This window comes from Paenibacillus sp. GbtcB18 (assembly GCF_019091125.1).
Taxonomy (GTDB): domain Bacteria; phylum Bacillota; class Bacilli; order Paenibacillales; family NBRC-103111; genus Paenibacillus_F; species Paenibacillus_F chitinolyticus.
The window spans coordinates 932,488-955,063 of sequence record NZ_JAGXJX010000001.1 but is presented as its reverse complement, the minus strand read 5'-3'; the positions used below and the strand labels follow the sequence as shown (position 1 = coordinate 955,063).

24 protein-coding genes are annotated in these 22,576 nt (G+C 52.7%); 7 read left to right on the top strand and 17 right to left on the bottom strand.

Annotated elements, in window-relative coordinates; all coding sequences use genetic code 11:
• Positions 1 to 82: 82 nt before the first annotated feature.
• The 11 genes from KVT34_RS04370 to KVT34_RS04320 form a co-directional block, all read right to left on the bottom strand.
• Complete coding sequence (locus KVT34_RS04370) at positions 83 to 844, bottom strand: DeoR/GlpR family DNA-binding transcription regulator (RefSeq protein ID WP_217556865.1); 762 nt, start codon at positions 842 to 844, stop codon at positions 83 to 85.
• A gap of 284 nt (positions 845 to 1,128) precedes the next feature.
• A complete protein-coding gene (locus tag KVT34_RS04365; protein WP_217556864.1) occupies positions 1,129 to 2,133 on the bottom strand; it encodes a DUF418 domain-containing protein in 1,005 nt (334 codons plus the stop codon).
• Positions 2,134 to 2,137: 4 nt separating this feature from the next.
• A complete protein-coding gene (locus KVT34_RS04360; RefSeq protein WP_217556863.1) occupies positions 2,138 to 4,081 on the bottom strand; it encodes an FtsX-like permease family protein in 1,944 nt (647 codons plus the stop codon).
• Complete coding sequence (locus KVT34_RS04355; RefSeq protein WP_217556862.1) at positions 4,056 to 4,826, bottom strand: ABC transporter ATP-binding protein; 771 nt, start codon at positions 4,824 to 4,826, stop codon at positions 4,056 to 4,058. Before KVT34_RS04355 ends, KVT34_RS04360 begins: the two co-directional genes overlap by 26 nt.
• A gap of 232 nt (positions 4,827 to 5,058) precedes the next feature.
• On the bottom strand, positions 5,059 to 6,051 hold the full coding sequence (locus KVT34_RS04350; protein WP_217556860.1) for a sensor histidine kinase: 993 nt from the start codon (positions 6,049 to 6,051) through the stop codon (positions 5,059 to 5,061).
• Positions 6,048 to 6,749, bottom strand: coding sequence for a response regulator transcription factor (locus tag KVT34_RS04345; protein WP_217556859.1), 702 nt, complete (start codon positions 6,747 to 6,749; stop codon positions 6,048 to 6,050). Before KVT34_RS04345 ends, KVT34_RS04350 begins: the two co-directional genes overlap by 4 nt.
• A gap of 175 nt (positions 6,750 to 6,924) precedes the next feature.
• Positions 6,925 to 7,656 (bottom strand): ABC transporter permease, encoded by a 732-nt coding sequence (locus tag KVT34_RS04340; protein ID WP_254634609.1) that lies wholly within the window; start codon positions 7,654 to 7,656, stop codon positions 6,925 to 6,927.
• Between the two features lie 69 nt (positions 7,657 to 7,725).
• Positions 7,726 to 8,505, bottom strand: coding sequence for an ABC transporter permease (locus tag KVT34_RS04335; protein WP_217556857.1), 780 nt, complete (start codon positions 8,503 to 8,505; stop codon positions 7,726 to 7,728).
• An 8-nt stretch (positions 8,506 to 8,513) separates the two neighbouring features.
• Positions 8,514 to 9,527 (bottom strand): ABC transporter ATP-binding protein, encoded by a 1,014-nt coding sequence (locus KVT34_RS04330; RefSeq protein WP_217556856.1) that lies wholly within the window; start codon positions 9,525 to 9,527, stop codon positions 8,514 to 8,516.
• 297 nt (positions 9,528 to 9,824) lie between these two features.
• A complete protein-coding gene (locus KVT34_RS04325; protein ID WP_217556855.1) occupies positions 9,825 to 11,093 on the bottom strand; it encodes a chitinase in 1,269 nt (422 codons plus the stop codon).
• Positions 11,094 to 11,346: 253 nt separating this feature from the next.
• Positions 11,347 to 12,147, bottom strand: a complete 801-nt coding sequence (locus tag KVT34_RS04320) for a helix-turn-helix domain-containing protein (RefSeq protein ID WP_217556854.1) — start codon at positions 12,145 to 12,147, stop codon at positions 11,347 to 11,349.
• A gap of 151 nt (positions 12,148 to 12,298) precedes the next feature.
• Between KVT34_RS04320 and KVT34_RS04315 the strand changes: the two genes are divergently transcribed.
• Positions 12,299 to 13,081 carry an ABC transporter ATP-binding protein gene (locus tag KVT34_RS04315; protein WP_217556853.1) on the top strand — a complete coding sequence of 261 codons (783 nt, stop codon included), beginning with the start codon at positions 12,299 to 12,301 and terminating at the stop codon, positions 13,079 to 13,081.
• A 171-nt stretch (positions 13,082 to 13,252) separates the two neighbouring features.
• Here KVT34_RS04315 and KVT34_RS04310 read toward each other — a convergent pair whose 3' ends face one another.
• The 5 genes from KVT34_RS04310 to KVT34_RS04290 all read right to left on the bottom strand — a co-directional run bounded on the left by KVT34_RS04310 (position 13,253) and on the right by KVT34_RS04290 (position 17,554).
• The gene (locus KVT34_RS04310) at positions 13,253 to 13,960 is read right to left on the bottom strand and encodes a YqeB family protein (protein WP_217556852.1); all 708 of its coding nucleotides are present in this window, start codon (positions 13,958 to 13,960) and stop codon (positions 13,253 to 13,255) included.
• A 65-nt stretch (positions 13,961 to 14,025) separates the two neighbouring features.
• Complete coding sequence (locus KVT34_RS04305) at positions 14,026 to 14,604, bottom strand: TetR/AcrR family transcriptional regulator (protein WP_217556851.1); 579 nt, start codon at positions 14,602 to 14,604, stop codon at positions 14,026 to 14,028.
• A gap of 176 nt (positions 14,605 to 14,780) precedes the next feature.
• Positions 14,781 to 16,565 (bottom strand): RNA polymerase sigma factor, encoded by a 1,785-nt coding sequence (locus tag KVT34_RS04300; RefSeq protein ID WP_217556850.1) that lies wholly within the window; start codon positions 16,563 to 16,565, stop codon positions 14,781 to 14,783.
• A gap of 200 nt (positions 16,566 to 16,765) precedes the next feature.
• On the bottom strand, positions 16,766 to 17,284 hold the full coding sequence (gene def / locus KVT34_RS04295; protein ID WP_217556849.1) for a peptide deformylase: 519 nt from the start codon (positions 17,282 to 17,284) through the stop codon (positions 16,766 to 16,768).
• A gap of 30 nt (positions 17,285 to 17,314) precedes the next feature.
• Positions 17,315 to 17,554, bottom strand: coding sequence for a helix-turn-helix domain-containing protein (locus tag KVT34_RS04290; protein ID WP_217557272.1), 240 nt, complete (start codon positions 17,552 to 17,554; stop codon positions 17,315 to 17,317).
• A 240-nt stretch (positions 17,555 to 17,794) separates the two neighbouring features.
• On the opposite strand from KVT34_RS04290, the gene KVT34_RS04285 reads away from it, so the two are divergent.
• The 3 genes from KVT34_RS04285 (at position 17,795) to KVT34_RS04275 (ending at position 20,783) form a co-directional block, all read left to right on the top strand.
• Positions 17,795 to 19,621, top strand: coding sequence for an ABC transporter substrate-binding protein (locus KVT34_RS04285; protein WP_217556848.1), 1,827 nt, complete (start codon positions 17,795 to 17,797; stop codon positions 19,619 to 19,621).
• 85 nt (positions 19,622 to 19,706) lie between these two features.
• Complete coding sequence (locus KVT34_RS04280; protein ID WP_309244060.1) at positions 19,707 to 20,273, top strand: helix-turn-helix domain-containing protein; 567 nt, start codon at positions 19,707 to 19,709, stop codon at positions 20,271 to 20,273.
• 33 nt (positions 20,274 to 20,306) lie between these two features.
• Positions 20,307 to 20,783, top strand: coding sequence for a YbaK/EbsC family protein (locus tag KVT34_RS04275; protein WP_217556847.1), 477 nt, complete (start codon positions 20,307 to 20,309; stop codon positions 20,781 to 20,783).
• A gap of 105 nt (positions 20,784 to 20,888) precedes the next feature.
• Here the strand turns inward: KVT34_RS04275 and KVT34_RS04270 are convergent, their stop codons facing one another.
• The gene (locus KVT34_RS04270; protein WP_217556846.1) at positions 20,889 to 21,107 is read right to left on the bottom strand and encodes a hypothetical protein; all 219 of its coding nucleotides are present in this window, start codon (positions 21,105 to 21,107) and stop codon (positions 20,889 to 20,891) included.
• A 165-nt stretch (positions 21,108 to 21,272) separates the two neighbouring features.
• Here KVT34_RS04270 and KVT34_RS04265 point away from each other — a divergent pair, with 165 nt between their 5' ends.
• From KVT34_RS04265 to KVT34_RS04255, 3 genes are all read left to right on the top strand, one after another.
• Positions 21,273 to 21,635, top strand: coding sequence for a sigma-70 RNA polymerase sigma factor region 4 domain-containing protein (locus tag KVT34_RS04265; RefSeq protein WP_217556845.1), 363 nt, complete (start codon positions 21,273 to 21,275; stop codon positions 21,633 to 21,635).
• Positions 21,572 to 21,826: a helix-turn-helix domain-containing protein gene (locus tag KVT34_RS04260; RefSeq protein WP_217556844.1), complete on the top strand. Its 255-nt coding sequence runs from the start codon at positions 21,572 to 21,574 to the stop codon at positions 21,824 to 21,826. The genes KVT34_RS04265 and KVT34_RS04260 overlap by 64 nt, the downstream gene beginning before the upstream one ends.
• A 206-nt stretch (positions 21,827 to 22,032) precedes the next feature.
• A complete protein-coding gene (locus KVT34_RS04255; protein ID WP_217556843.1) occupies positions 22,033 to 22,506 on the top strand; it encodes a L,D-transpeptidase family protein in 474 nt (157 codons plus the stop codon).
• Positions 22,507 to 22,576 lie beyond the last annotated feature (70 nt).

Below are 22,576 nucleotides of genomic sequence, written 5' to 3'. Positions count from 1 at the left end.
TCACACCTCCGTTTTCAAATTGTGCGGTTCTATGAAAATTTCCGGGCCGCCGGGAAGACGACCCCGAAAGGTTCACCGGAAGTTAGACGGTCATCACATGAACGCCGGAATCCTGAAACAGCTTCAGGTCGTATTCCGGCACCTCTTTGCCGGTTATGAGCGTATGAACGCTCCCTATCGGCGCGACCTTGTGCAGGGACAGCTTCCCGATTTTTGTCTCGTCGGCGACGACAATAACTTCCTGCGCCGCCGCGATCATCCCCTGTTTCGCCAGTACGAGCTGGGCTTCGGGATGCATCAGGCCATGCTTCGGATGAATGGCGGGAGTTCCAAGGAACACCTTGGACACGTGAAGCGAGCGGAGAACGTGATCCGTGAACATCCCGTTCAGCATATAGCTCGACGGATACAGCTCCCCGCCCGTTACCGTGACTTTCACGCCGGGAGAATCGCGCAGCTCGGCCGCCACGTTGATATCGTTGGTCACGACCGTGATATTGGAGCGGTGGACCAAATTTTTCGCGATATGCAGGGTAGTCGTGCCGGAATCGATGATAACATGGTCCCCGTCCTCGACCAGACTTGCGGCCAACCGGCCGATTCTCATTTTCTGCTCCAGCTGCACATTCGTTCTTTCGTTAAAAGACGGCTCGTTGTGAGCGGATTGCTCCACAATCACGCCTCCGTGCGTCCGTTTAAGCAGCCCTTCCTGCTCGACCTCCGCCAAATCGCGGCGGATCGTCGCTTCGTGGACGCCGAATTCCAACGCAAGCGCTGCGACCGATGCGGCTCTATGCTGCCTGACATATTCAACGATTCTTAATTTCCTTTCCGCAGCCAGCACCGTTAAGCCACTCTCCTTCAAAAATGAAATGCGCAATTCATGTTCAATATTGTTCATTTATGCTCATTCGCGCATGTTTAGCTTACCCTGTAAAAAACAAGATTGTCAATACCGATCAACTGAGTTTTTATGATTTTCTCTCATCCTTTCCTTCTGATTCGCCATGAGCTTCGTTAGATAAGGTTCTTAAGGCACTGATTCTATGCTGCTGAAAGGAAACGCCAAAAAAATGCACCTCCAATTGTTAGAATGTGTCTAACAATTGAGGTGCACATCGGAAAGAGTTATCCCTTTACAGTCGTCTCGCTCATACCGGAGGAATGCCGGACGGATTTTTTCCCGTACGTCCCCAGCCGCCACACGTACTCTACGGGTCCCATGCGGTAATAGCGGAACCACCACGTGCTCGCGGCCATCTGGATCAGGAGGATACCCGCTGCCGTCAAAGCCAGTTGACTGGAATGTATTCGCTCCGGCCAGTTAAAGAGCGCGCTCAGCGACAAGATTATCACGGTCTGCATGAGATAATTGGTCAGCGCCATTCTCCCCAGATACTTAAGGGGCTCCAGCAACCGCTGAGCCAGACGGCTCCTAAGTATCAGTGTAAGAGCCGTGACGTAAAACACGCTGAACGAAAGACCGCCTGCCGCAAAGGCCACATCGACCATCCCCGTCCGCTCGAGAATTTCTTCCTGTACATAGTAAGACGGGACAAGAAACAAGAAGGACACGGTCATTGTAATGAGAAAACCGCGCCGGTAGCGGTCCGTTTGCCGGAAAAGTCCGATCTGTCCCGCCCATAGTCCAAGCAGAAACAGTCCCCAGATTTCCAGAAGAAACACCGTAAAACATCCGGCGATTGTCAGGATAAAACCCGTCAAAAACACGACGGCCGGTTTGAGCTTAAAGAAAGGCATCAGCAGAAACCCGAGGATCGAATAGATCAAAAGTGCTTCTCCGGGCTGGAAGAAGTGATGCACCAGACCGATCGCCAGCAGCAGCAGGAGCCTCCGCGTAAACAAAAGCATGGCACGGTCTCCCCGTTCTTTCGCCCGGGATACGAAGAGATAAAATCCTACTCCGAAAAGAAAGGAAAAGATAACAAAAAAACGGTGACTGACAGCTATGTTCATAAACGTATTGACAGCCGTATACGCGGCGGTTCTGTCCGTTGTCGCGAAAACCAACTGGCCGATATTAATGAAAATGATTCCGAGCAGCGCAAACCCTCTTAAATAATCCAGCGTTTCAATTCGTTTAGCGCCTCTGACATTTTTGTCTATCTTCATAAATTTAGACCATCCACTTGTTCAAGGTACGCACATAGCGCGAACGCACAATGAGGAAGTATACCGCCTGCGCGGCGAGGAAACCGGCTGATACGATTAGGGAAGGACCGAGCGATTTGGCAACGCCGAACCGGTTCATCACGGGTCCCAGAACGACAACAGTCTGAACGGTTGAAACGACGATCGGCGTAAAAAACAGCAGCGCGATTTGAACCGTCGCCGATTTTCTCATTTCGCCGGCGCTGAGGCCGATCTTCGAAAGCGCGCGGTACATCTGACTGTCCGCCGCCAGCTCCGTATGAAGCTTGAAATAGAGAAAGCTTGCGGTCGATATCGAGAAAATAAGCGCGATGAACACTCCGATAAACCGGAACAGTGATGTGGCCTGCTGCGTCTCCAAGAAGTTCTGGGCCCGGACCGTGATAAAGCTGTCCGTTTCACGCTTCTTCTGAAGCTCGTCGTGCCAGGCCAGCAGTTTATTGCCGACCAGCGTTTCCGGGCTGTCTAATCCGGGCAGTTTGCCCGTGTTCCATTCCGGAACAAAATAGACAAAGTTCCGGGAACGGAACGAACTACTTTGTTCGGAAGCGCTTTTAAGCCGCTTAAACTCCTGATCCTCCAGCACAAGCGCCGCTCCCGAGCTGTACAGGGAAGCCAGCGATTCCATTTTTCGCGTCTGGTTCACCTGCAAAGTACCCGGCAGTTTCTCCAATTCGACCGGTCCCGCCGGTATGTCCGCCGCTCCCGTTTCTTTCGTATAGATAACCGCGGCTTCCCCGGTATTTATGGCTTCGAGTCCGAGCTGCCCCTTGCCGAAAGCGTCTGTGACCTTATTAAATTCGCTCACGGATACGAGATCCACATAGGAACCTTTTTTTCCTTTGAGCAAGGCATAAAAGGAGTCCGTCTCCAGCAGGTTGTAAGCCGTTCCCGCGTCCTTCAGCATGCCGTTTATAACTTTCAATTCTTTATCGGAGTTATCCGGCTCGTAAGATGTATAGTGAATGGCCGTGGGATTGTTTAAATAATAAGCCCGGTTCTCCTGCTCGAAGGACAGGACGAAGCCCGCACTCATGCAGGAAACGGACGTTACGACCGTCACCAGAAACAACATCCTGGCGTTATCTTTGAGCTTGTAGCTGAACTCCGACACCCACAGTAATCTTGTTTCCCGCCACACTCTCTTCCGGCTGCGTTTCACGGCGCGGATAGCCAGCACGGTCAGCTGCGAATAAAAGAAATACGTGCCCGCGATTCCCGTTACCGCCGCTATAAAGATATTGCCGGGTGCCAGTTCCCCGATCCGCAGCGCCAGAAGGCCTGCCGTGAGCAGAACAATACCGAGCAGGCAGAGCCAGATCGACAGCTTCGGCTCTTTTTTAGGCTTTTTACTTCCGTTCAGAAGCTCCAGAACGTTATTTTTACGAATAAAAAACAGCGTCAGCACGGAAATAACGAGAAACAAGAGAGCGAAGCTGCCCGCGGTCAGAAGAATCGCCCAGATCGGCCAGTAAAACGGCAAATTTTCCATGCCCGTCATTTTCATACTGATGAGCAGGAACAGCTTTGACAGAAAAATCCCGCTGAAAATGCCCGTAACGATGGAGGCGGCTCCGACCAGGATGTTTTCCAGGAAAATCAACCGGTTGATCTGGCCCGAGTCCGCACCTAGAATCGTTAAAATGCCGAATTCCTTATTCCTGGATTTAAGAAACATGCTAATGGAATACAGAACGAAGAAAAACGAAAAAATGAACACGACATACGCGGCGAACTGCATTCCGGCCCGGGTCATCGGTCCCATCAGGGAACGGTCGAGCTGAGGATGATAGATGAATACGGCATACGTGAAAAAAATCATCACCATAAACGCGCTGCTCAGAAAATAGGCAAAGTAAGCCCGGCCGTTGCGTTTGACGTTATTAAACGCGAATCGAGGAAAGTTCATTCGTATTCCCTCCCCAGAAAGACAGTGTGTCGATGATGTTCTGGAAAAACGTCTGCCTGCTGTCGCCCCGGTGAATTTCGGCGGCCAGCTTCCCGTCTTTGATAAAGACGATGCGCTGGCAGTAGCTCGCCGCGAGCGGGTCATGCGTCACGAGCATAAGCGTTGTGCCTTCACGCTCGTTGATCTCCGCAAGAGACTCCATCACGACGCGCGAGGCGTTGGAGTCGAGAGAGCCCGTCGGTTCGTCCGCCAGGAGCAGAACCGGCGAAGTGATGACGGCCCTCGCGATGGCCGTCCGCTGGCGCTGCCCGCCGGATATCTCGTACACGCGTTTGCCGAGAATATCCGTAATGCCCAGGCGCGCGGCGACTTCCTCCAGCTTGCGGTCCATCTCACTCAGCTTACGGTTGTCCAGCGTCAGCGGGAGCACGATATTCTCCGCAACCGTTAATGTGTCCAGCAAGTTAAAATCCTGAAAAACGAAGCCGAGCTGCCTGCGGCGGAACGCGGCGAGGTCTTTTTTCTTCATCAGGTACGGATTCTGTCCGTTGATGTTTACTTCACCCGAACTCGGCCGGTCAATGGTCGACACCATGTTCAGCAGTGTCGTTTTACCGCTTCCCGATGGGCCCATGATTCCGACAAACTCGCCTTTCCCGATCGTTAAATGAATATCCGTTAAAGCATGGGTCACGACTTTGCCCGGATACGTTTTATGGAGAGCCTTTACTTGTAAAATATCCATGTTTCTCACTCCTGTCCCGGAATACTCTGTCCGGTTTCTGTTCGTGAATCAGCTAGCTTACCCCTACTGTACAAAATAGTGGGCTAACCGGCTATGGATTTACCTTAACGCATCCTTACAATCGCTGTAAGATTATGTTCGCCTTTCCGTTCGGAAGTATTCGCGGGCCGCCCCCACGGGCAAAAAAAGAGCGCTGCAGCTTGCAGCGCCCTACTTGCACGGTGGCCTCCGGTCAGGTTCTTAGTCCCGGCTGGAAAAGGATCCGCACGGTCGTGCCGGCACCCGCCTCCGATTCCAGCTCCACGGCGTGTCCGAGTTTCCCGGCGATCTCTTTGACCAGGTACAGGCCCATTCCCGTCGACTCGTGGTACTGCCTGCCCCTCTGGCCCGTGTAATACGGATTGAACACCCGCTTCAAGTCTTCACGGGCAATTCCGATCCCCTGGTCCGTAATTTCGAGCACGGTGGCGTTTCCCTTCCTGAAAGCGGCAATGAAGACGCTGTCCCCTTTCGAGGCGGAATAGTTAACGGCATTGGTCAAAATCTGACCGAGCATAAAACGCAGCCATTTCCGGTCGGTGTACACCTCCAGACTCTCGTCGATGTGAAGCTTCGCGGCAATCCCTTTGCGGATGAAGAGCCGCCGGTTTTCCGCTACCGACTCGCCCACCACCCGCAGAAGGTTCGTCGTTTCCACGCGGAAATCTTCGCTGAACCGGTCGAGCCGCGAGGTGTAGAGCACCATCTCCAGCCCTTTCCGGATGCGGTCGAGCTCTTCCTGAAGGCTCCGCATCTGCTCGTCTTCCAGCTCCCGGATCGTGAGCTGCATGACCGACAGCGGGGTCTTCATCTGATGGACCCAGCGGTTCATAAACTCGATGTGCCGGTCCATTTTGCTTTGATACGCGTGCAGCTGCTGCTCATACATCCGCTCTTTCGCGCGAAGCACTTCCCGGAACGCCTCCGCGAGCGCCGAGTCTCCCGGAATCTCAAAGCTGTCGTCCGCGGCGGACGAAGGATTGTCCAGGCTGTTGTAGAGCGCATTTTGCTGCCAATACCGGAAAAGGAGATACAGCAGAAGCACGGCGAAGCTGATCGCCATCCCGTAAAGTACGATCCCGGGCGGACGGCCTTCCCCGCTCAGCCAGTAGAGCACGGGCACCAGCAGCATCTGGACCAGATAAAACAGCAGCAGCGGCTTGTGGTCTTTCCAGAACAGGCTCATACTTGTCCGGGAGGCGCCGCGCCGAAGCGGTACCCGGCCCCTCTTACGGTATCCACGGCTTGCGGGCAGCCCAGTTCCTTGAGCTTTTTGCGGACCCGGGTGATATATACGTTCAGCGTATTGTCGTCTATAAAATGCTGATCTTCCCACATCAGGTCGAGCAGCCGTTCCCGGCCGACGACGCGTCCCTGCTTCTCCATCAGCGCCTCCAGCAGCACCGATTCCTTCTGCGTCAATTCGGCGGACCGGCCCTCCACGCTGACGACATACCGCTCCGGATACAGCACGAGTGAACCGCACTGCACGGTTCTTTCCTCCTGAGTCTGAGCATACGAGCCGTAAGCTCTCCGCAGGTGACTGCGGATTTTGGCCAGAACGATTTCCATGTCGTAAGGTTTCGTTATATAATCATCCGCCCCGTTCTCCAGCGCCATCACCTGGTCCATCTGGCTGTCCCGCGCGGAAATAAACAGAATCGGACAAACGGAATGGGCACGGATCTGGCGGCACCAGTAAAATCCGTCATAGCTTGGGAGATTGACGTCCAGCAGGATCAGGTGGGCCCTTGACGCCAAAAACGCGTCCAGAACGCGGCCGAAATCTTCCGCTTCGTCCACTTCGTATCCGTACTTGACGAGATACGAACGCAGAAGGCCGGCGATTTTCGGGTCATCTTCCACGATGAAAATTTTATACATGACAGCTTCACAACCTCTTCAGCAGTTAAATAGCGCAGCAGCTTTCCTTTACCTTACCATGCCGCCAAAAGAGGTGCAAAGCGGGGCGGCATCCCTTGGGAATTATTTTAAGCCACGCAAAAAAACTGCCGATCCACGAAGGTGATGGTATCAGCAGCCTTAGGTTTCCTGAGCGTTAACTTCCCGTTCCCTGATAACGGTTCACGCCGGCAAACCACAGCTTAATCACGACTGTGAGAAAGACGGGTCCGAGTAGAGGAGTCAGGTAAACCAGAACCCCTTCCTGCTTTCCGAGCAAGAACAAGGAAGGGTAATAATTTATAAAAGCCAACGGAATAATCCAGGTCAAACAGATTTGAATAAACGGCGCGTAGATCGACATAGGATAGGAGATGAATTCTTTCATTTTAAAATACAAACTGAACAAATATTGTGACTTTGTGAACAAAAAGCCCCAGCAGCTGACTAATATCAATGCTCCCGCCTGAATCATGGCCCCGCCGATTAAGATACAGATCAGGTACAAGATTTTAAGAAACGTCCATTGCACGGGAAGCGCGGTTACGGACCATAATAGAATGGACAACGAAATCGTAATATGCGCGATATATCCGAAATTGAACAGGCTCGCAATCAAATACATCAATGTATTCAACGGTTTGGTCAAATATTTATCAAAGTCTCCTGTTCGGATCAGTTCTTCCATATTAGCCGTCGGAGTGTAAGTGAATGATGCGCCAATTGCATAGCTCAATATGTTGAGGCTAACCAAAAACGCGAGTTCCGGCCAAGTCCACCCGTCTATCGTTGAGAAAGACTGTATTAACAGCCAGAGAATCACGTAATCAGCGGCGTATCCTAATATTTGACCGAACACGCCGAGAAAGAAATCGGCACGGTATTCCATGCGGCTTTTAAATATAATCCGAAGAAAGTGAAAAAACAAACGAACGGTCAACAGACTTCCCTCTCTTCTCTATCCGCCTTGAACCTCAAGTCGATTTACAGCCTTCTTCCATAAGAAGCTCACGACCAGTAACAGAAAAAGCGCCCACAACGCGCCTTTGCCCAGCGCCATGTACGGTTCCGCTACTTTTCCCATATAGATGGCACTCGGAATAAATCCCAAGTACTGAAACGGGAGTGCTTCCGCTATTTTGGCCCAGACCGGCGTAAAAAACCATATCGGTAAAAATGAGCCGGAGAAGATGAGCATGAGGGCGCCGAATGTCCATTCCAGAGCAAATGTCGTCAGAAACCAAAATGAGATCAGCGCAATTAAATACCCGAACAGGAATGAAATCAAAAGCGCAAGGAGAACACTGAATAGGAAAGGAATAAGTTTGTCTAGTTCCGGCGGCTGGAAACCAAAAAATAAAAAAGCTAAAGCGACGGACGGAATTGTCGTAAATAGCGTTTGAAACGCCGTGATGCCCAGCTGATAAAAAAACAAGTAGAACGGAAAAACGACCGGCTTCTGCAGATCCATACAAATATCGCCTGTTTTTAACTTACTGTCCACCGTCCGGAATACATGGGTCATCAGCAAGTTAGTCACCGCCGTAGTTACGATCGAATAAGCGATCATGTCCTCCAATGTGAATCCGTAGTGTGCGGCATGGCGAATAAGAGAAGACCATATGGATACCTGAATGTAGATGATTACAACATTACCTAAGATCCGCAGCCACACCTCTGAGCGGTAGCTTAAGCAGAGAAAAAAAGATTTCTGCATGTACGAAACATATTTTTTCATTGGCCATCTCACTTTTGATCTTTTTGACTGTAGTTTACAAAAGCGGCGCGCATGACTTCATCAATGCCGACATCCTCGATAGAAATATCTTTTATGTCGTTCACACAGGAAAGATTGTTGAGCACGGTCATGATCGAAACGGGTTCACCGGTATCGGAAGGAATCAACTCGAAATGCTTGCGAATCCCCTCGTCCTTAAACAGGGTTGCGTGTGACAGTGTGATGATGCCGGGGTCGGCGTTGAATTCGAGAATGATTTTTTTGCTGCATTGTCCGAGGTGAAGCTTCTTGAGCTCTGCGGCTGTACCGTCAAACACACAGCTTCCCTGATTGACGATCAGAATACGGTTGCAAATCTCCTCAATGTCTTTTAGATCGTGTGTCGTCAAAAGAATCGTCACGTTCATTTCCACATTCACTTTGCGAAGAAACTGCCTGATGTTATGCTTGGTCATCACATCCAGACCGATCGTCGGCTCGTCCAGAAACAAAATTTCTGGGGAATGCAGCAGCGCCAGGGCGATCTCTGCTTTCATCCGTTGTCCGAGACTAAGCTGTCGGACAGGTTTATGGAGAAATTCTGCCATATCAAACATGGAGGTGAATTGTTCGAGCCTATTTAAATAGTCCCTATCTGAAATTCCGTAAATATGCTTGTGAAGCTCAAAGGAGTCTACAACCGGAAGATCCCACCACAATTGGCTTCTTTGTCCGAATACAACGCCGATTTTTTTCGAAATCTCCCTGCGGTGCTTATGCGGATTCAGTCCGAAAACCAGCAGGTTTCCCTCAGAAGGGACGAGAATACCGGTCATCATTTTGATCATCGTTGATTTACCGGCACCGTTAGGCCCCAGATAACCGATCGACTCGCCTTTGGCAACTGTAAAGGTAATGTCATTGACAGCTTTGGTGCGTTCGTACTCTTTGGAAAATAGTGTCTTTAAAGCCCCGAACCGTCCGTGAAACCGTTTGTTCGTTTTATATTCTTTTACAATGCGATCAACCTGGATGATGTTCATAGTCATCTCCGTTTGTACAATCTATGAATGGTGCATTCAACCAGCATTCCTTATCGGTGCCCATACATTCTCCCCCTAAATATTCAACCTATTATTTTCTGAAATCTTTGTATGTATTTACAATTTATTAGCATAGTTTTACACAGATTATAATTTGTTGTATGTCTTTCTCATACATGATAAAACAACTATTTCTTGTAGAATTCAATGAATAAGAAGTATTTTATTGTTTTTTAATGCAAAAAAAAAGCCGCCGGTTTCCCGGCAGCCTTCGCGTGTCTGCAAACTCTCGCTTCGTCAGAACGGCTTCATTCCCAGCGTATCCAGCTTCTCCCCTGAGATATCGACGCCCATCCGGCTCGTAATATCCCGGTAATGGGCCGCACGGCGGGTTTCAGGCTGATTGGCTTCCAGCCCGTTAAGCACCATCGTCGTAATGCCGAAACCGGCAGGCTTAAGCCCTTTCTCGGCCAGCTCTTTCGACGGTTTCCACCTGCCGATCATGACATCGTGCGCGGACGGCTTCGGCGCCTGAGGCGTCATCCAGAACAGAATCGCCGTCATGAAACCGATTTTGCCTTCGGCCGCCACGATCTCCGGATTTTTAAGCAAAATGTTCTTGTCTCCGTAAATGATCGAGCTGAACAGACCGTAGTTGAAGTTCCAGCTGAGCATAATCGGCCCGCGTCCGTAATAACGCTTTTCCCCGAAGCCCGGGTACAGCTTGGAACTGTCGGGATCGACGAAATTGGACATATTCTGTCCCGTTCGGCCGGCGATATTTTCATTCCAGAACAACCCCCAGCGCAGCGGTCCGCCCGGAGCTCCATCCCATCCGCCGCCCGTCTCGTGGGAGAGATGGGCCAGGAAAGCGGCAAGCTCCCGCTTGCGGTTTTTCTTCGTGCCTTCTTTCAGGAAGGTGCCGTAGTCCACGATTTCGGTTTCGATGATTTTGCTCCGGTTGGCTTCCGAATTGAAGTCGGCCGAACGGGAGACTAACGTTTCCGTCTTCCCTTCTTTGTCAAGCCGGAAAACCTCCTGCGAATTTTTGGACCCCTTCCGCGTGCTGACTTTGTACTTGATGTTCGCCGCCTCGGTTACGGCTTGAATGAGGTTGTCGTAAGAGAAATAATCGGTCTGATTTTCCTTGTAGTACTCCTTCCCTTTGGCCGCTTCATGCCACTGGGCCGAGCCAAGCCGATACGGAAACAGTTCCTCGTAGTCCTTTTGCGGCAGTACCGCTTTGACAGCCTCTACGGCCTTATCCGGTCCGTATTCCGGCTCGATGCCGTCCCATTCTTTACGGACTTCCTTGGAGCTGAGAACACGGCTTTCACCGACCTCGAGCTGGCTCCCCTGAGTCAAACGCTTATGCTTACCGCCTTTTCTGTAAGCGTTATCATTTTCGTATTTATGAGAGGAAAAAGAAGCTCCCGCCTCAACGGCATGCGACGTTTCTGATGCTGCAAGCGCTTGCATAGGTGATAACAAAATGGCGCTTCCCAAGGCTAGACAGAGGGCCCGATACATAAATTTGGTAGAGAGCGGATATTTCCAATGTGACATCATCATTCTCCTTTAACTATAAATATTTGTTTGCATTACTAATCTATAGGAAAATGGATATTTATGTATATAGTCTTATAATCCTAACGAAATCGGGACCATTTAACTAAGCAACGCGTTGCATAAGCAGTCAATTACCGAGATAAAAGAGGCGGGATTGGCCGAAAAAAGGCTGTATTCGTATAAAAGCAGACAACAGCCGGTGACAGACGCAAAAAAAAACGGCAGCGGGTGCGGCCGTTTTTCGGGTCAATCAACGGTTAGATACGGTTTCTCGGCGGTACTGTTCGGGCGTTTTGCCCTCGTTCTTCAAAAACGCCCGGTAAAACTGGCTTGCGCTTGAGAAACCCAGTCCCGCACTGATCGCCGTGACGGTTTCGGTTGTGCTTATCAAAAGCCGCCGGGCCTCCTGCATTCTTAGCTTCAGAATGGTCTGGTGGGGAGTCAATCCCGTCGCCGCTTTAAAGGAGCGGATAAAATGATACCGGCTTTGCAGGGCAATGGCCGACAGTGTCTCCACGGGGATCGCGGATTTGTAATGCGCCCGTATGTAGTCCCAGGCGTCCCGCAAATGGGGGTCCGCTATGGTACGGATGAGATCCGTGTCCGCAGCGTGTCCGGGCGCCGGAGGCATCCCCGCTTCAAGCATTCGGCTCACCTCATGCACGACACGGCTTTCGGCGGCCCGGAGGCTCTCGTCGTTCCGGGAATTGATCATCTCCGACGTCCAGACTCCGAATCTTTCGGCCGCTTCGGCCGGATTTACGTCGAACCGGTTTCCGCGGTCTTCCGGCACCGGCAAGAGACTCCCGTGCAGCTTGACAATCAGCACGCTCTCCCCCGGCCCCGTCCTGAAATGATGCTCCTCCTCGGGACGCTGGATCAGCGCTTCCCCTTCCGCCAGGCGGTACGTCATGCCGGACTGCGTAAACTCGCAGGCTCCGCGGACAGGGATCGTCATCTGGAACCAGTCGGGATGGCGGTGCGGTTCGTTCACGTACGATTCCTCGTATTTGTACAATTCGAGACGACTAGTGGTCATTTCCAGCTTCATGGGCCTGCACCTCCTCAGCAATAGCGAAAATTGCTTTTTTTAGACGCGGATCCGGCACAATCGGTATCGACAGCGGCCGCATCTCTCTTTATGATAAATAAAAAGCTTACGGGGCATCCCCGCAATTTGACGAAAATGGAGACGGATAGCCATGAATACTGCAATCATCGAGCTTAAAGACGTTACCTGGAAAACAGGCAGCAAGGAACTGCTGAAGAGTGTCAACTGGACGATTCGGCCCCAAGAGCACTGGGCGCTTCTCGGGTTGAACGGGTCGGGCAAAACGACGCTGCTCAATCTCATTAACGGCTATATCTGGCCGACCCGCGGCAGCGTTACCGTGCTCGGGCACCGGTTCGGCGAAATCGACCTGAGGGAGCTGCGGCAGTCGATCGGCTGGGTAAGCTCTTCCCTGCAGGACAAGCTGTACGGGGCGGATAAAGCCCAAAGCGTCGTCATCAGCGGCAAGTACGCCACAATCGGCTTGTACGAACGTCTTACGGAAGAAGACTTAAACAGAGCCGAAGTCCTCATGCGAACGATGGGCTGCCTGCATCTGTGGGACCGCGAATTCCGGACCTGCTCCCAGGGAGAGAAGCAGAAAGTTCTCATCGCCAGAGCGCTGATGGCCGATCCGAAGCTGCTCATTCTGGATGAGCCGTGCAACGGGCTCGATCTGTTTTCGCGCGAGAAGCTGCTGGAGAGCATCCGTGAACTGACGCGGCAGGAAGAGACGCCGACCCTGATCTACGTGACCCACCACACCGAAGAAATTCTTCCGGTGTTCGGACACACGCTGCTGCTCAGGAAAGGCGAAGTCGTGCGCCAGGGCGAGACCGGCGAGCTGATGAACACCGCGACGTTGAGCGAGTTTTTCGAAGCGCCGGTCCGGGTGGACAATCACGACGAGCGTTTTTACGTGCGCGTGCCGTGAATCTGACCGCCCTGCCCCTGCCCGCAAATCAACTCGCCGCGGTTTCTCACTCTCTGAGACAATCGTCGCGCGACACCTTGCGCTCGTCTCAGAGAGGCAGCCCCGCGCGCATGCGGGCGAACAGAGCCGGATGCCGGGAAGCATCCGGCATAGTACGGTGAAGGACGCGGGTTAACCGTGTCCTTCGTCCGTTCCGCGCCAGTACTGGCGTGTTCCCTCGTCCCGGACAACGACGCCGAGCCTCGCGATTTCGCGCCGCAGATCCGCCGCTTCTTCCTTCTCCTTCTTTTGCAGCGCGTGTTCGCGCGCTTTCAGAAGCGCATTGACGGGCGGGCTGACGCCGGGCATATCGGGCACCCACCTCGCGTACCGCTCTTTGTACGGGTCCCCTTCTCCCGACCAGGTATAGCCGAAGGGCCGCAAAGCGGCGGGCAGGCTCTCCGCGGGAGCTTCGTACGTTTCCCGGGCCAATTCCCGGCCGCCTTCTCCCAGAATAACCATTTGCTTGCCGTCCATAAATACGAGCCGGACCGATTCTTTGGGAATCGTCTGCACGCGGCCGTTCTTTTTCAACTGAATTTCATGCTCCGAGAGGGTGACGAACACGATTTCCTTAAACGCCTCCCCCGTAAACCACAACCCCGCAGCCGCACCCAGCAAAGCTGTAACAAGACTGACCAAAGGCCCGTGAAAAGAAGTAATGGCTTCAATGGGACCCTGATACGGGATCCAGGGAAGTTTGAGCGCCAGTCTGGCGAGGCTTGGGATAAAGTAGCCCAGAACGCTTCCCAGAAGGACCGGACCGGCAAGCAGAATGATCCTCGACGCGTTGTCGAGACCGACCGTTACCTGCTGCGGTTGTGTATGTAAGCTTGTCATAAGACATCACCTGCTTTGCTTAAAATAAACACGAGCGGTACAATTGTTCATACACCCGCCAGTTTTCAGGGGCGGATCAAAACGCCGGCGACAGCTTCCCCCCAGACTTCTCTCACATCCGGGTTAAAGCCCATCAGCATGAAGTTGCTTAAATTGTCGATGACAAGCGCAAGCACGTAAGCTTTGGCCGAAATTTTGTCCGGAGCGACGACGCCGAGTTCCACGCCTTTTTCCATTAAGGCCGTGAAGCCCAGCAGAAAGTCTTTTTCAATGTCATACAGCCGCTGCTGGTAGACGTCCTGACGGCTTACAGCCAGCAGAAATTCGTTCAAAACCCGCAGGACGCTGTATTCTTCTTCTTCCTGCGGGAGCATTTTCAACCCGTTCTCGACAAGCAGCGTCTGAAAATTTTCTTTAGTAAATTCGTCGAGCTTGAAGTAATGGGAAAACATATAGTCCCGGAACGTTTCCTCGAAAATAAACGCGATCAACGCCTCTTTCGAAGAAAAATGATAATAGATGGCGGGCTTCGTAATCCCGACTTCGGCCGCAATCATGGCGAGACTTGTTTTATCAATGCCGTGTTCCGCAAACAGTTTGAAGGCGGCTTCGAGAATTTGCTGGTGGGTCTGATTGTTGGACATGGATTTTTCCCCCTCATCGCTAGCCTGTTCCTTTTATTTTTTACTTACCGATAGGTAAAATTATAACACAACACTTTCCACACTGAAACCCTCTTTTTGTCGTGCGCCATCTTAAGCAAAAATAAAACCGCCGAATATCCGGCGGCTTTTCCTGTTCTAATCGAGGAAGCTTTCCTTTAACGCAGCAGATCCGACAGTTCGCGGAGATAGCCGACCGCTGTTTGTTCGCGTTCTTTAATGAGTTCCAACAGGGAAATCGCTTTGGCGGAAGCATCCGATTCGTTAGGGTCGCCGCCCTGTGGGAACGGGAACAGCTCTTTGAGAACGGAGAAATGCTCCAGCGCTTCCTTGTATTTCTGAGCCGCTTTGTGCGCGAGGACCGGAACATCCGCAAAACCTGCCGCAGTTTCTTCGGCTAGAGGCCACTGCTCCGCCGCTTCGTTCAGAAACCGGACGGCATGAGTCCGCGCGTCCCTTACGACCGCAATGTTGTAGGCATTTCCATTGGGTTCGATTTCTCCTCCCCGGAAAGCTGCGATCCAGGCATCATACGCCGCCAGCCCTTTTACCGAGCCGGTACAATCGTCCCGTTCTCTTCCGTCGTAATGGTCCACGATCATGTTCATCGCCCGGCCAAGCCGCTGCTTGAAGGTCGTACCGGTGGAATCGGCGAGTGCCAGCACGAAAATCTCCTCTTTCACACTGCGCCCCAAATTGTCGTATTCCAGCGTATCCTTCTTGCCGCATTCATACGCATGAAGTAAATGCCGCTCGTCGTCGTATCCGTAGATCAGCCCGAATTCGGGCAGGAACAAGTCCCAGGCCAGCACGGGTATGCCCCTGTCGAGAGAACGGTGGATCAAGTCGAGAGCTTCGGGCAGCGCCTGGTTGATGCCGCGTTTGGCCATCGCTTCTTTGCCCAAAAGCACCGGGTCAAGAAGATTCGCATTCGTTCCGAGCGTTCCGCTCATCCCGTCCACATAAGACGATTGATAGCCGATGTTCTCCAATCCCTTGGAAAGAACCCCCGCAAAGCTGTAGGCGGTCGGGCCCGCAATATGAACGCTGGACGGCACGATGTTAAGCCGGAACGCATGCCCGGTAAGTCCCATAACCATCGAATGGGACAGCGTCTCGCCCGCAGCTTTCAGCATCGCGTACAGGGCGTCCGCCGCCGTGGTCCAGCTCTGCGCCTCCGTGAAACTTTCATGATCCGGAACAATAACCGTTTTCATATCTCCCCTATCCTTTCTCGTGCTCATATAGGAGCCAACCGTTATGCGGGTTCTTTCCTGCATCACTTTTTTCCGGGAACGGCTAATAATCTGGTATACATTCGCGGAGGAGAGTTCGAACAGCCCGGCGATTTCCTGCGGAGAGAGCTGGTCGAAGAAATGCGACTCGAAAATACGCCGTTCCCGCGGTTTTAAGCAGCCGACGATTCCGGTCAGGATCTCCAGCGTCTCCTTCTGCATGTACGTCTCTTCGGGGGTGAGCTGCGAATCCGCTTTATCCGAGGCCGTGCGGCCGAGTCGGTCCAGAATGCGGTCCAGGTCCCCACATTCCCGCGATTCTTCGCCCGTATCCTTCCACATTGGGGCAAGCTGCGAGAAGACGCGTTCCCGGGCCGATGTTTGTTTCAGCCGGGTGAACGCCTGGTTGCGCACAATCCGGTGTACCCAGGGCAGGAACTTATCGGCCTCGACCAGAGTGCCCAGGTGCAGAAAAGCCTTCACCAGCGCATCTTGGACAATGTCCTCCGCCAGAAAAGATTCCCGGGTAATCGTCCGCGCATACCCGTACATGCGGGACCGGTGCCGCCGGACCAGTTCCCCGAACGCCTCCCGCTCCCCTTCCTGCGCCCGCTGCACCAGACTGTTGTCATCCATCTGTTCCCAGTTTTTTAAATTCGTCGTGGAGTGATTCAAGATAAGCACCTCGCAAAAAAGTTGACCTGTCATACAGACTCGGGAAAGGCACTTTTTCTGACAAAAATGACGGAAAACCCGATTTTTTTATCCGGACAGAACTTCGTCAAACGATGGGCAAGACCGATCCGGCTTCTGCTGTATCCGATTATCGGTTGTATCTGTTCATTCTTCCTTCAAAAAAAAAGCAGCCCGGAACCTGAGTTCCCGGCTGCCTTTCCGGTAAGCACAGCTTAAAACTTCCGATTCGTAAGACGGATAACCTCGGCAAGATCCGCGGGCTGCCCCGTCTGTTCCTGATAAAACCGGTTCCGGACGATACGGTCCACGAAAAGAATGCCGTTCAAGTGGTCCATCTCGTGCTGAATACAGCGCGCCAAGTAGCCTTCCCCTTCCAGCTCAATCGTGTTCCCGCTCCGGTCGAGCGTCGTGATCTTCACATAGTCTGCTCTCTTCACGATTCCAGCATATCCCGGATAAGACAAACACGCCTCGGGGCCGGTCTGTTCTCCGCTCATGTCCACGATCTCCGGGTTTATCAGCTCAATAAGACCTTCCCCGCAGTCCATGACAATGACACGGCGCAGAATGCCCACCTGAGGAGCGGCCAATCCCGCCCTTCCTTCCTCGGCGTACAGCGTATCCGTCATATCATCCAGCAATTTGAGCGCTCTCGCGTTAACTTCCGTAACGGGCTTCGCTTCTTTCCTTAGCAGGGGATCTCCGAAAGGAAGGATCGTTTTCACGGCCATTGACTTCATCTCCTTCTGAATATTGCCAGCTTATGCGCCTTTTCTGCCGGACGGCTTGTAAACCCACAAATCTCCCGGCGTGCAATCGAGCGCGGTACACAAGGCATCAAGCGTGTCCGCTTTCATCTGTTTGGGCGATTCATTCAGAAGAGCGGAGATGGAAGGAGCCGACAAGTCGTAACCGGCCTTTTCCCTCAGAAGGCGGGCAAGCGCCGCACCGGTCCACAGCCCTCTTTCCGCCATGATTTTCCTTAACATCCAAATCAGCAGAACACTCACCCCTAGTACATATTAGGCATTGCCTTAATTATTTAGGTATTACCTAATATATCATATGCGGGTTTTGCTGAGAAGACGACGTTTCGTCTTTTCGTTTTTTAACTTCTACCGATCCAAAACCCGATTTCCGCACCAACCGAGCTGAATAATCCTGTATAATGAAGTACAAAAGGAGAAAGTATGGAATGAGAATCTATGACGTTTTTCACCTTTGTATAAAAGGAGTCCGCCATGAACATAACCGAGCATTTTCTGCGCTTCTATCCGCTGCTGGCCGGATCGGAAAAGTCCGAAGACGGGTCGTTTCCCGTTACCGTCGAGCGGCTGGCAGACCTGTTGTGCTGTTCTTCGCGCAATGTGAAATTCATCCTTAGAAAGCTGGAGGACGAGCAGTACATACGCTGGCAGCCCGGAAGGGGACGCGGGAACTCTTCTCGCCTGACGCTGTTGAAAGAGCCGGAAGACGCTGTATTTCCCCTATTCCGGGAGCTGATGAACAAAGGCAAGCTGAAAGAAGCGATCGACCTACTGTCGATGGACGCTTTGCCTGTTTCTCTGAAACACCGGCTGAGAACGATGCTTGATTCGCACCTCGGCTTTCAGGTCGAGGAAAGCGGCGGGGCCCGTCTCGATGTGCTCAGGGTTACGCATAACAAGCAATTGGAGACCCACGATCCCGCATATATTTTCACCACGTTCGAGTCCTACCTGATCAGCCAGGTGTGCAGCCGCCTGATCGCGTACGAACCCGCCGAAGGCCGGTTCGTTCCCGGCCTGGCCCATGCCTGGCAGAGCAGCGACGACTGCACGCGCTGGACCTTTTTCCTGCGCAAAGGAGTCCGCTTTCATCACGGCCGCATCCTGACGGTTCTGGACGTACTGTTCACTGTGCGGAGGCTGAAACGGCTGCCCCATTCGGCATGGCTGTGCGAAGATATCGGCGAAATCGAAACGGACGGCGAGTATACGCTGACCTTTAAGCTGTGCCGGAGCAGCCTTTTTTTTCCCCATATCCTGAGCTCCGTTCAGTTTTCGATTCTACCCGCCGATCTCGATCCCGCCTCTCATAGGCTGACGGGGACGGGACCGTTCCGGATAGCCGAACAAAACGAACGGCTGCTTGTGCTGAATGCGTTCGACGCTTACTACGGGCATCGTCCTCTTCTGGACCGTGTGGAGCTGCTCCTGCTGCCGGAAGATACGTCCAACGAGCGGCGCTATCAAATCAGCGGGAACGAGAAAGACTCCGTCACCGCCATCGGCACGGAATCCGGGCAGACTGAGCTCAAGGCCAATTTAATCAATCCGGCAGCCGGGTCCCGCTACCTGCTGTTCAATTTCCGCAAGCCCGGCATCCATCATAACGCCGATTTCCGCAAAGCGTTGAGGATCATTTTCGACCGGGCCGCGATGGTGGCGGAGCTGAAGGGCAACCGGATCGCTCCGGCGGACAGTTTCCTCCAAAGCGAGAGCGAGGGAGCCTCCTTCGAGGCTGCGCCACTCCAAGAAGCCGTCCGGTTGCTTCGGAAGTCCGGCTACCGAGGCGAGCCGCTTAAGCTCTTTTTTATGAGCAAAAAAGAGGAAGAGGAAGAAACCCGCTGGCTCCTGAGCCGCTGCGCGCAGGCCGGGCTCCCGCTCACCCTGCAGCCGATGCAAAGTTTCGAGCGCAGCCGGGTAGCCGCCGAAGCTGACCTGCTTGCGGCGGAGGAAGTGCTGGAGGACGATCTGGAGTGGGGCTTGATCAGCTACTACAAGAACCGCTCCAACTACCTCCATCACTTGCTCACCGAGGAGCAGCTCGGCCTGCTGGACCGTATCCTGGAAGGTTTCGCCGGATTTCCCGAACCTTCCAGGATGAAGCTTCTCCGGGAAGCCGAGCGAACCTTGAAAGACAACGACTGGCTGCTCTTCGGCTGTCATGTGATCAAAAAAGTCCATCTGCATGACTCTTTGCAAGGCAGGCAGATGGACTCGTTCGGGCTTATCGACATCTCGAGGGTGTGGATTCAACCATCCCCCTCGCAAACCCGCGTCTGGCCGTTGGAAGAAGACTCCTGAAATTCATAGCTCTCGACGCTTTATTTTTTGTTTAATATATTATATAATTAATTCAATATATTGACTTTCTCTCATAGAGGACGAGGTGATTTCCGTACACCCCATTCATGTTATTGTCGGGCACAATCTCGAAAGAATCCGTAAAAAAAAGGGCCTGAGCCTCGATAAAGTCTCCGAGTTGACCGGCGTCAGCAAAGGTATGCTTTATCAAATCGAACGGGGGGATTCCCAGCCGACCATCACCACGGTCTGGAAAATCGCAACCGGCCTGCATGTATCCTTCTCCTCCCTGATTGCGGAGGAAGACCTTGCCGTATCGGTCGTGTCCCCCTCGGCCTCTCCCGTCCTCTCGGAAGACGACGGAAAGTGCCGGGTTTACGTACTCTTCCCTTTTGACGCGCAGACACGTTTCGAAACGTTTACGATTGTTCTGGATGCCGGCGGAGGTTATTTCTCTTCTCCCCATAACGAGGGCGTACACGAGTACATTACGGTCGTTTCCGGGAGTTTCACCCTGCAGCTGGGGGACGAGTCCTACACCCTGTCGCAAGGCAAAGCGATCCGGTTCTCCGGCCATGTGCCGCATCGTTACAAGAATCACTCCGGGCAGGAAACCGTCCTTCACGTCATGATGTACTATGCCGATCTGTAACCGGCTATTCTGATTAGGAAAGGAAGAAGAAAGATGTCATCTTTAAAGGAAAGTGCCCAGCGAATCCAGGACAAGCTGCTGGAGCTGGGTCATACCGGCAAAGTCGTTGAACTTCCGGACAATGCTAGGACCGCGCAGGAAGCGGCCGATGCCATCGGCTGCGAAACCGCGCAAATCGCCAAATCCATTGTTTTTCGTCTTGAAAGCACCGGCAAGCCTCTTCTTGTCGTAGCGAGCGGAATCAACCGCATTAACGAGAAAGCAATCGGCGCAAAAGTCGGCGACACTCTGTGCAAAGCCGATGCGGATTTTGTCCGCGAATCGACAGGGTATGTGATCGGGGGCATCCCTCCGCTCGGCCATACGGAAGCCATCCTAACCTTGGTTGACGAAGATCTATTCCGGTACGAGACGATTTGGGCAGCCGCCGGCCATCCCAAGGCGGTTTTTCAGCTAACGGCCGATGACCTGGTTTCTTTTACCCAAGGAGAACTTGTTTCCGTGAAATAGCCGTTCACCCGTCTAGATGAACCTCCTAAACAAAAAAAGAAACCCGCTGTCTCACCCGACAGGGGGTTTCCTGCATTCGATGAGTCCCTGTGGGCTCATCTTTTTTTACGGCTGCGTGCCGTTCTTGTCCTCTCTGCCGCGTCCCCGGTCGGCCCGGGCATCGATCTCTTTAATCAGCCGGCACAATTTGTTCAGCGAGCTGTCCAGCTTATCCAGCTTTTCGCCCATCGTCTGCAGAACATAACGGAGCAAAACGAAGCAGAGCGTAACCGGAAAGCCGACATTGGTCGCCAGAGAAACCAGATTCTCGATATTCAGATCCATCCTTTTCTCCCTCCTTTCTGTCTCATTTTATAGGTAAAAAACGTGTCTTTTTTACAACAAATAAGGTATAATAAAGAGAGAATAATAAGAACATATGTTCTAAAAACAGTTGTAAAAAAACGGCTGGAATTACCCTATTAGATAAAGACGAAGGGGTGATTTTTTATGTCTCAGCAGTCTACTTTGGTGGAGAAATACAGAAAGGAAGTGTACCGGATCGGCTGGCGTATCCAATATAAAGCCCGCGTCATCAGCAACCGTGAATATTCGGTTTCAGACAACGCCTACTCGTTTACGGCCGGGAGCTTTACCGAAAGCTCCGACAGCAGGCTGGACATGCTCGCCTTGATCCAATCTCTCCCTTCCCGGACGGGCCGAATCGTCCTCCACGAGCTTTTCATTCAGGATAAGACGGAAGCACAGGTCGCCAAGGACCTTAATATGACCCAACAGGCGGTGAATAAATGGAAAAGGAAAATGCTCCGCTTCCTATCTCAGACGAAGAATTCCTCCATCTCGTCAGGCTAAGCAAGGACGGAGATCCCGAAGCCATGCTCCGGCTGCTGCAAGTTTTCGAAGACGATATTCTGAAAATCAGCCGTTACATCCGGATGTCGCGCGAAGATGCCGTCCAAAGCATCGTGACGGACTTTATCGCGCTGGTCAAACAAAGCGATGACGTCCCTCCTTCTTGCGGCGCAGAATCGGACAAGACTTGACGAAAGCGCCATCCCGGCGAGCGGCTAAGTTTCAGAAAAATCTCCTTTCCGAAGGAGATTTTTTTAGTTCCGGTTGTTAAAACGGCCCCCCCTTTACCTACATAGATGAGAGGGAAAACGAGGCGGCGGAAAACGGAGGAGGAGTCCTTCCTGCCCGCTGCGGCTCCATCGGGTTCTCGTCTACATTCTATTTGGAGGCTGATTCTATGAGTTACCATATTATTGCCAATTTCCCTGCCAACCGCGACAACAAAGGAACCTTGAAAATGTACGACGGAAGCGGAGCGCTTGTCTTCGGTCCGGTCGAAGCGCTGGGACGCGGATCGAACGATCCCGCCAACAACAACAATCACGCCAACTGGAAGATGACGAATGCCGATACGCCTACCGGCGAGTATGCCGCTTCCGTCATCGGCGCCGGGACGCCTACGTCCTCGTACGGCCCGTACAGCCGGGTCAATCTCGATCCGACGAGCGGCAACGCGCTTATCGCCAAGAATAACGGCCGGTCCGGGTTTATGATCCACGGCGGCGATGCTTCCACGGATTCGTCCGCTTCGTGGTACCCGCTCAGACCGACTTACGGCTGTATCCGTCTTTCCAACAGCAACCAGAATGCGCTGATCAACAAAATCAAATCCGTCGGCGGCAGCGGCAAGCTAACGGTCAACAACATCTGACGGCAAAAAAAGGCGGGGAACATTCCCCGCCTTTTTGCCTTGTTTCCCGTCATGCACCGCTAACGGCCGC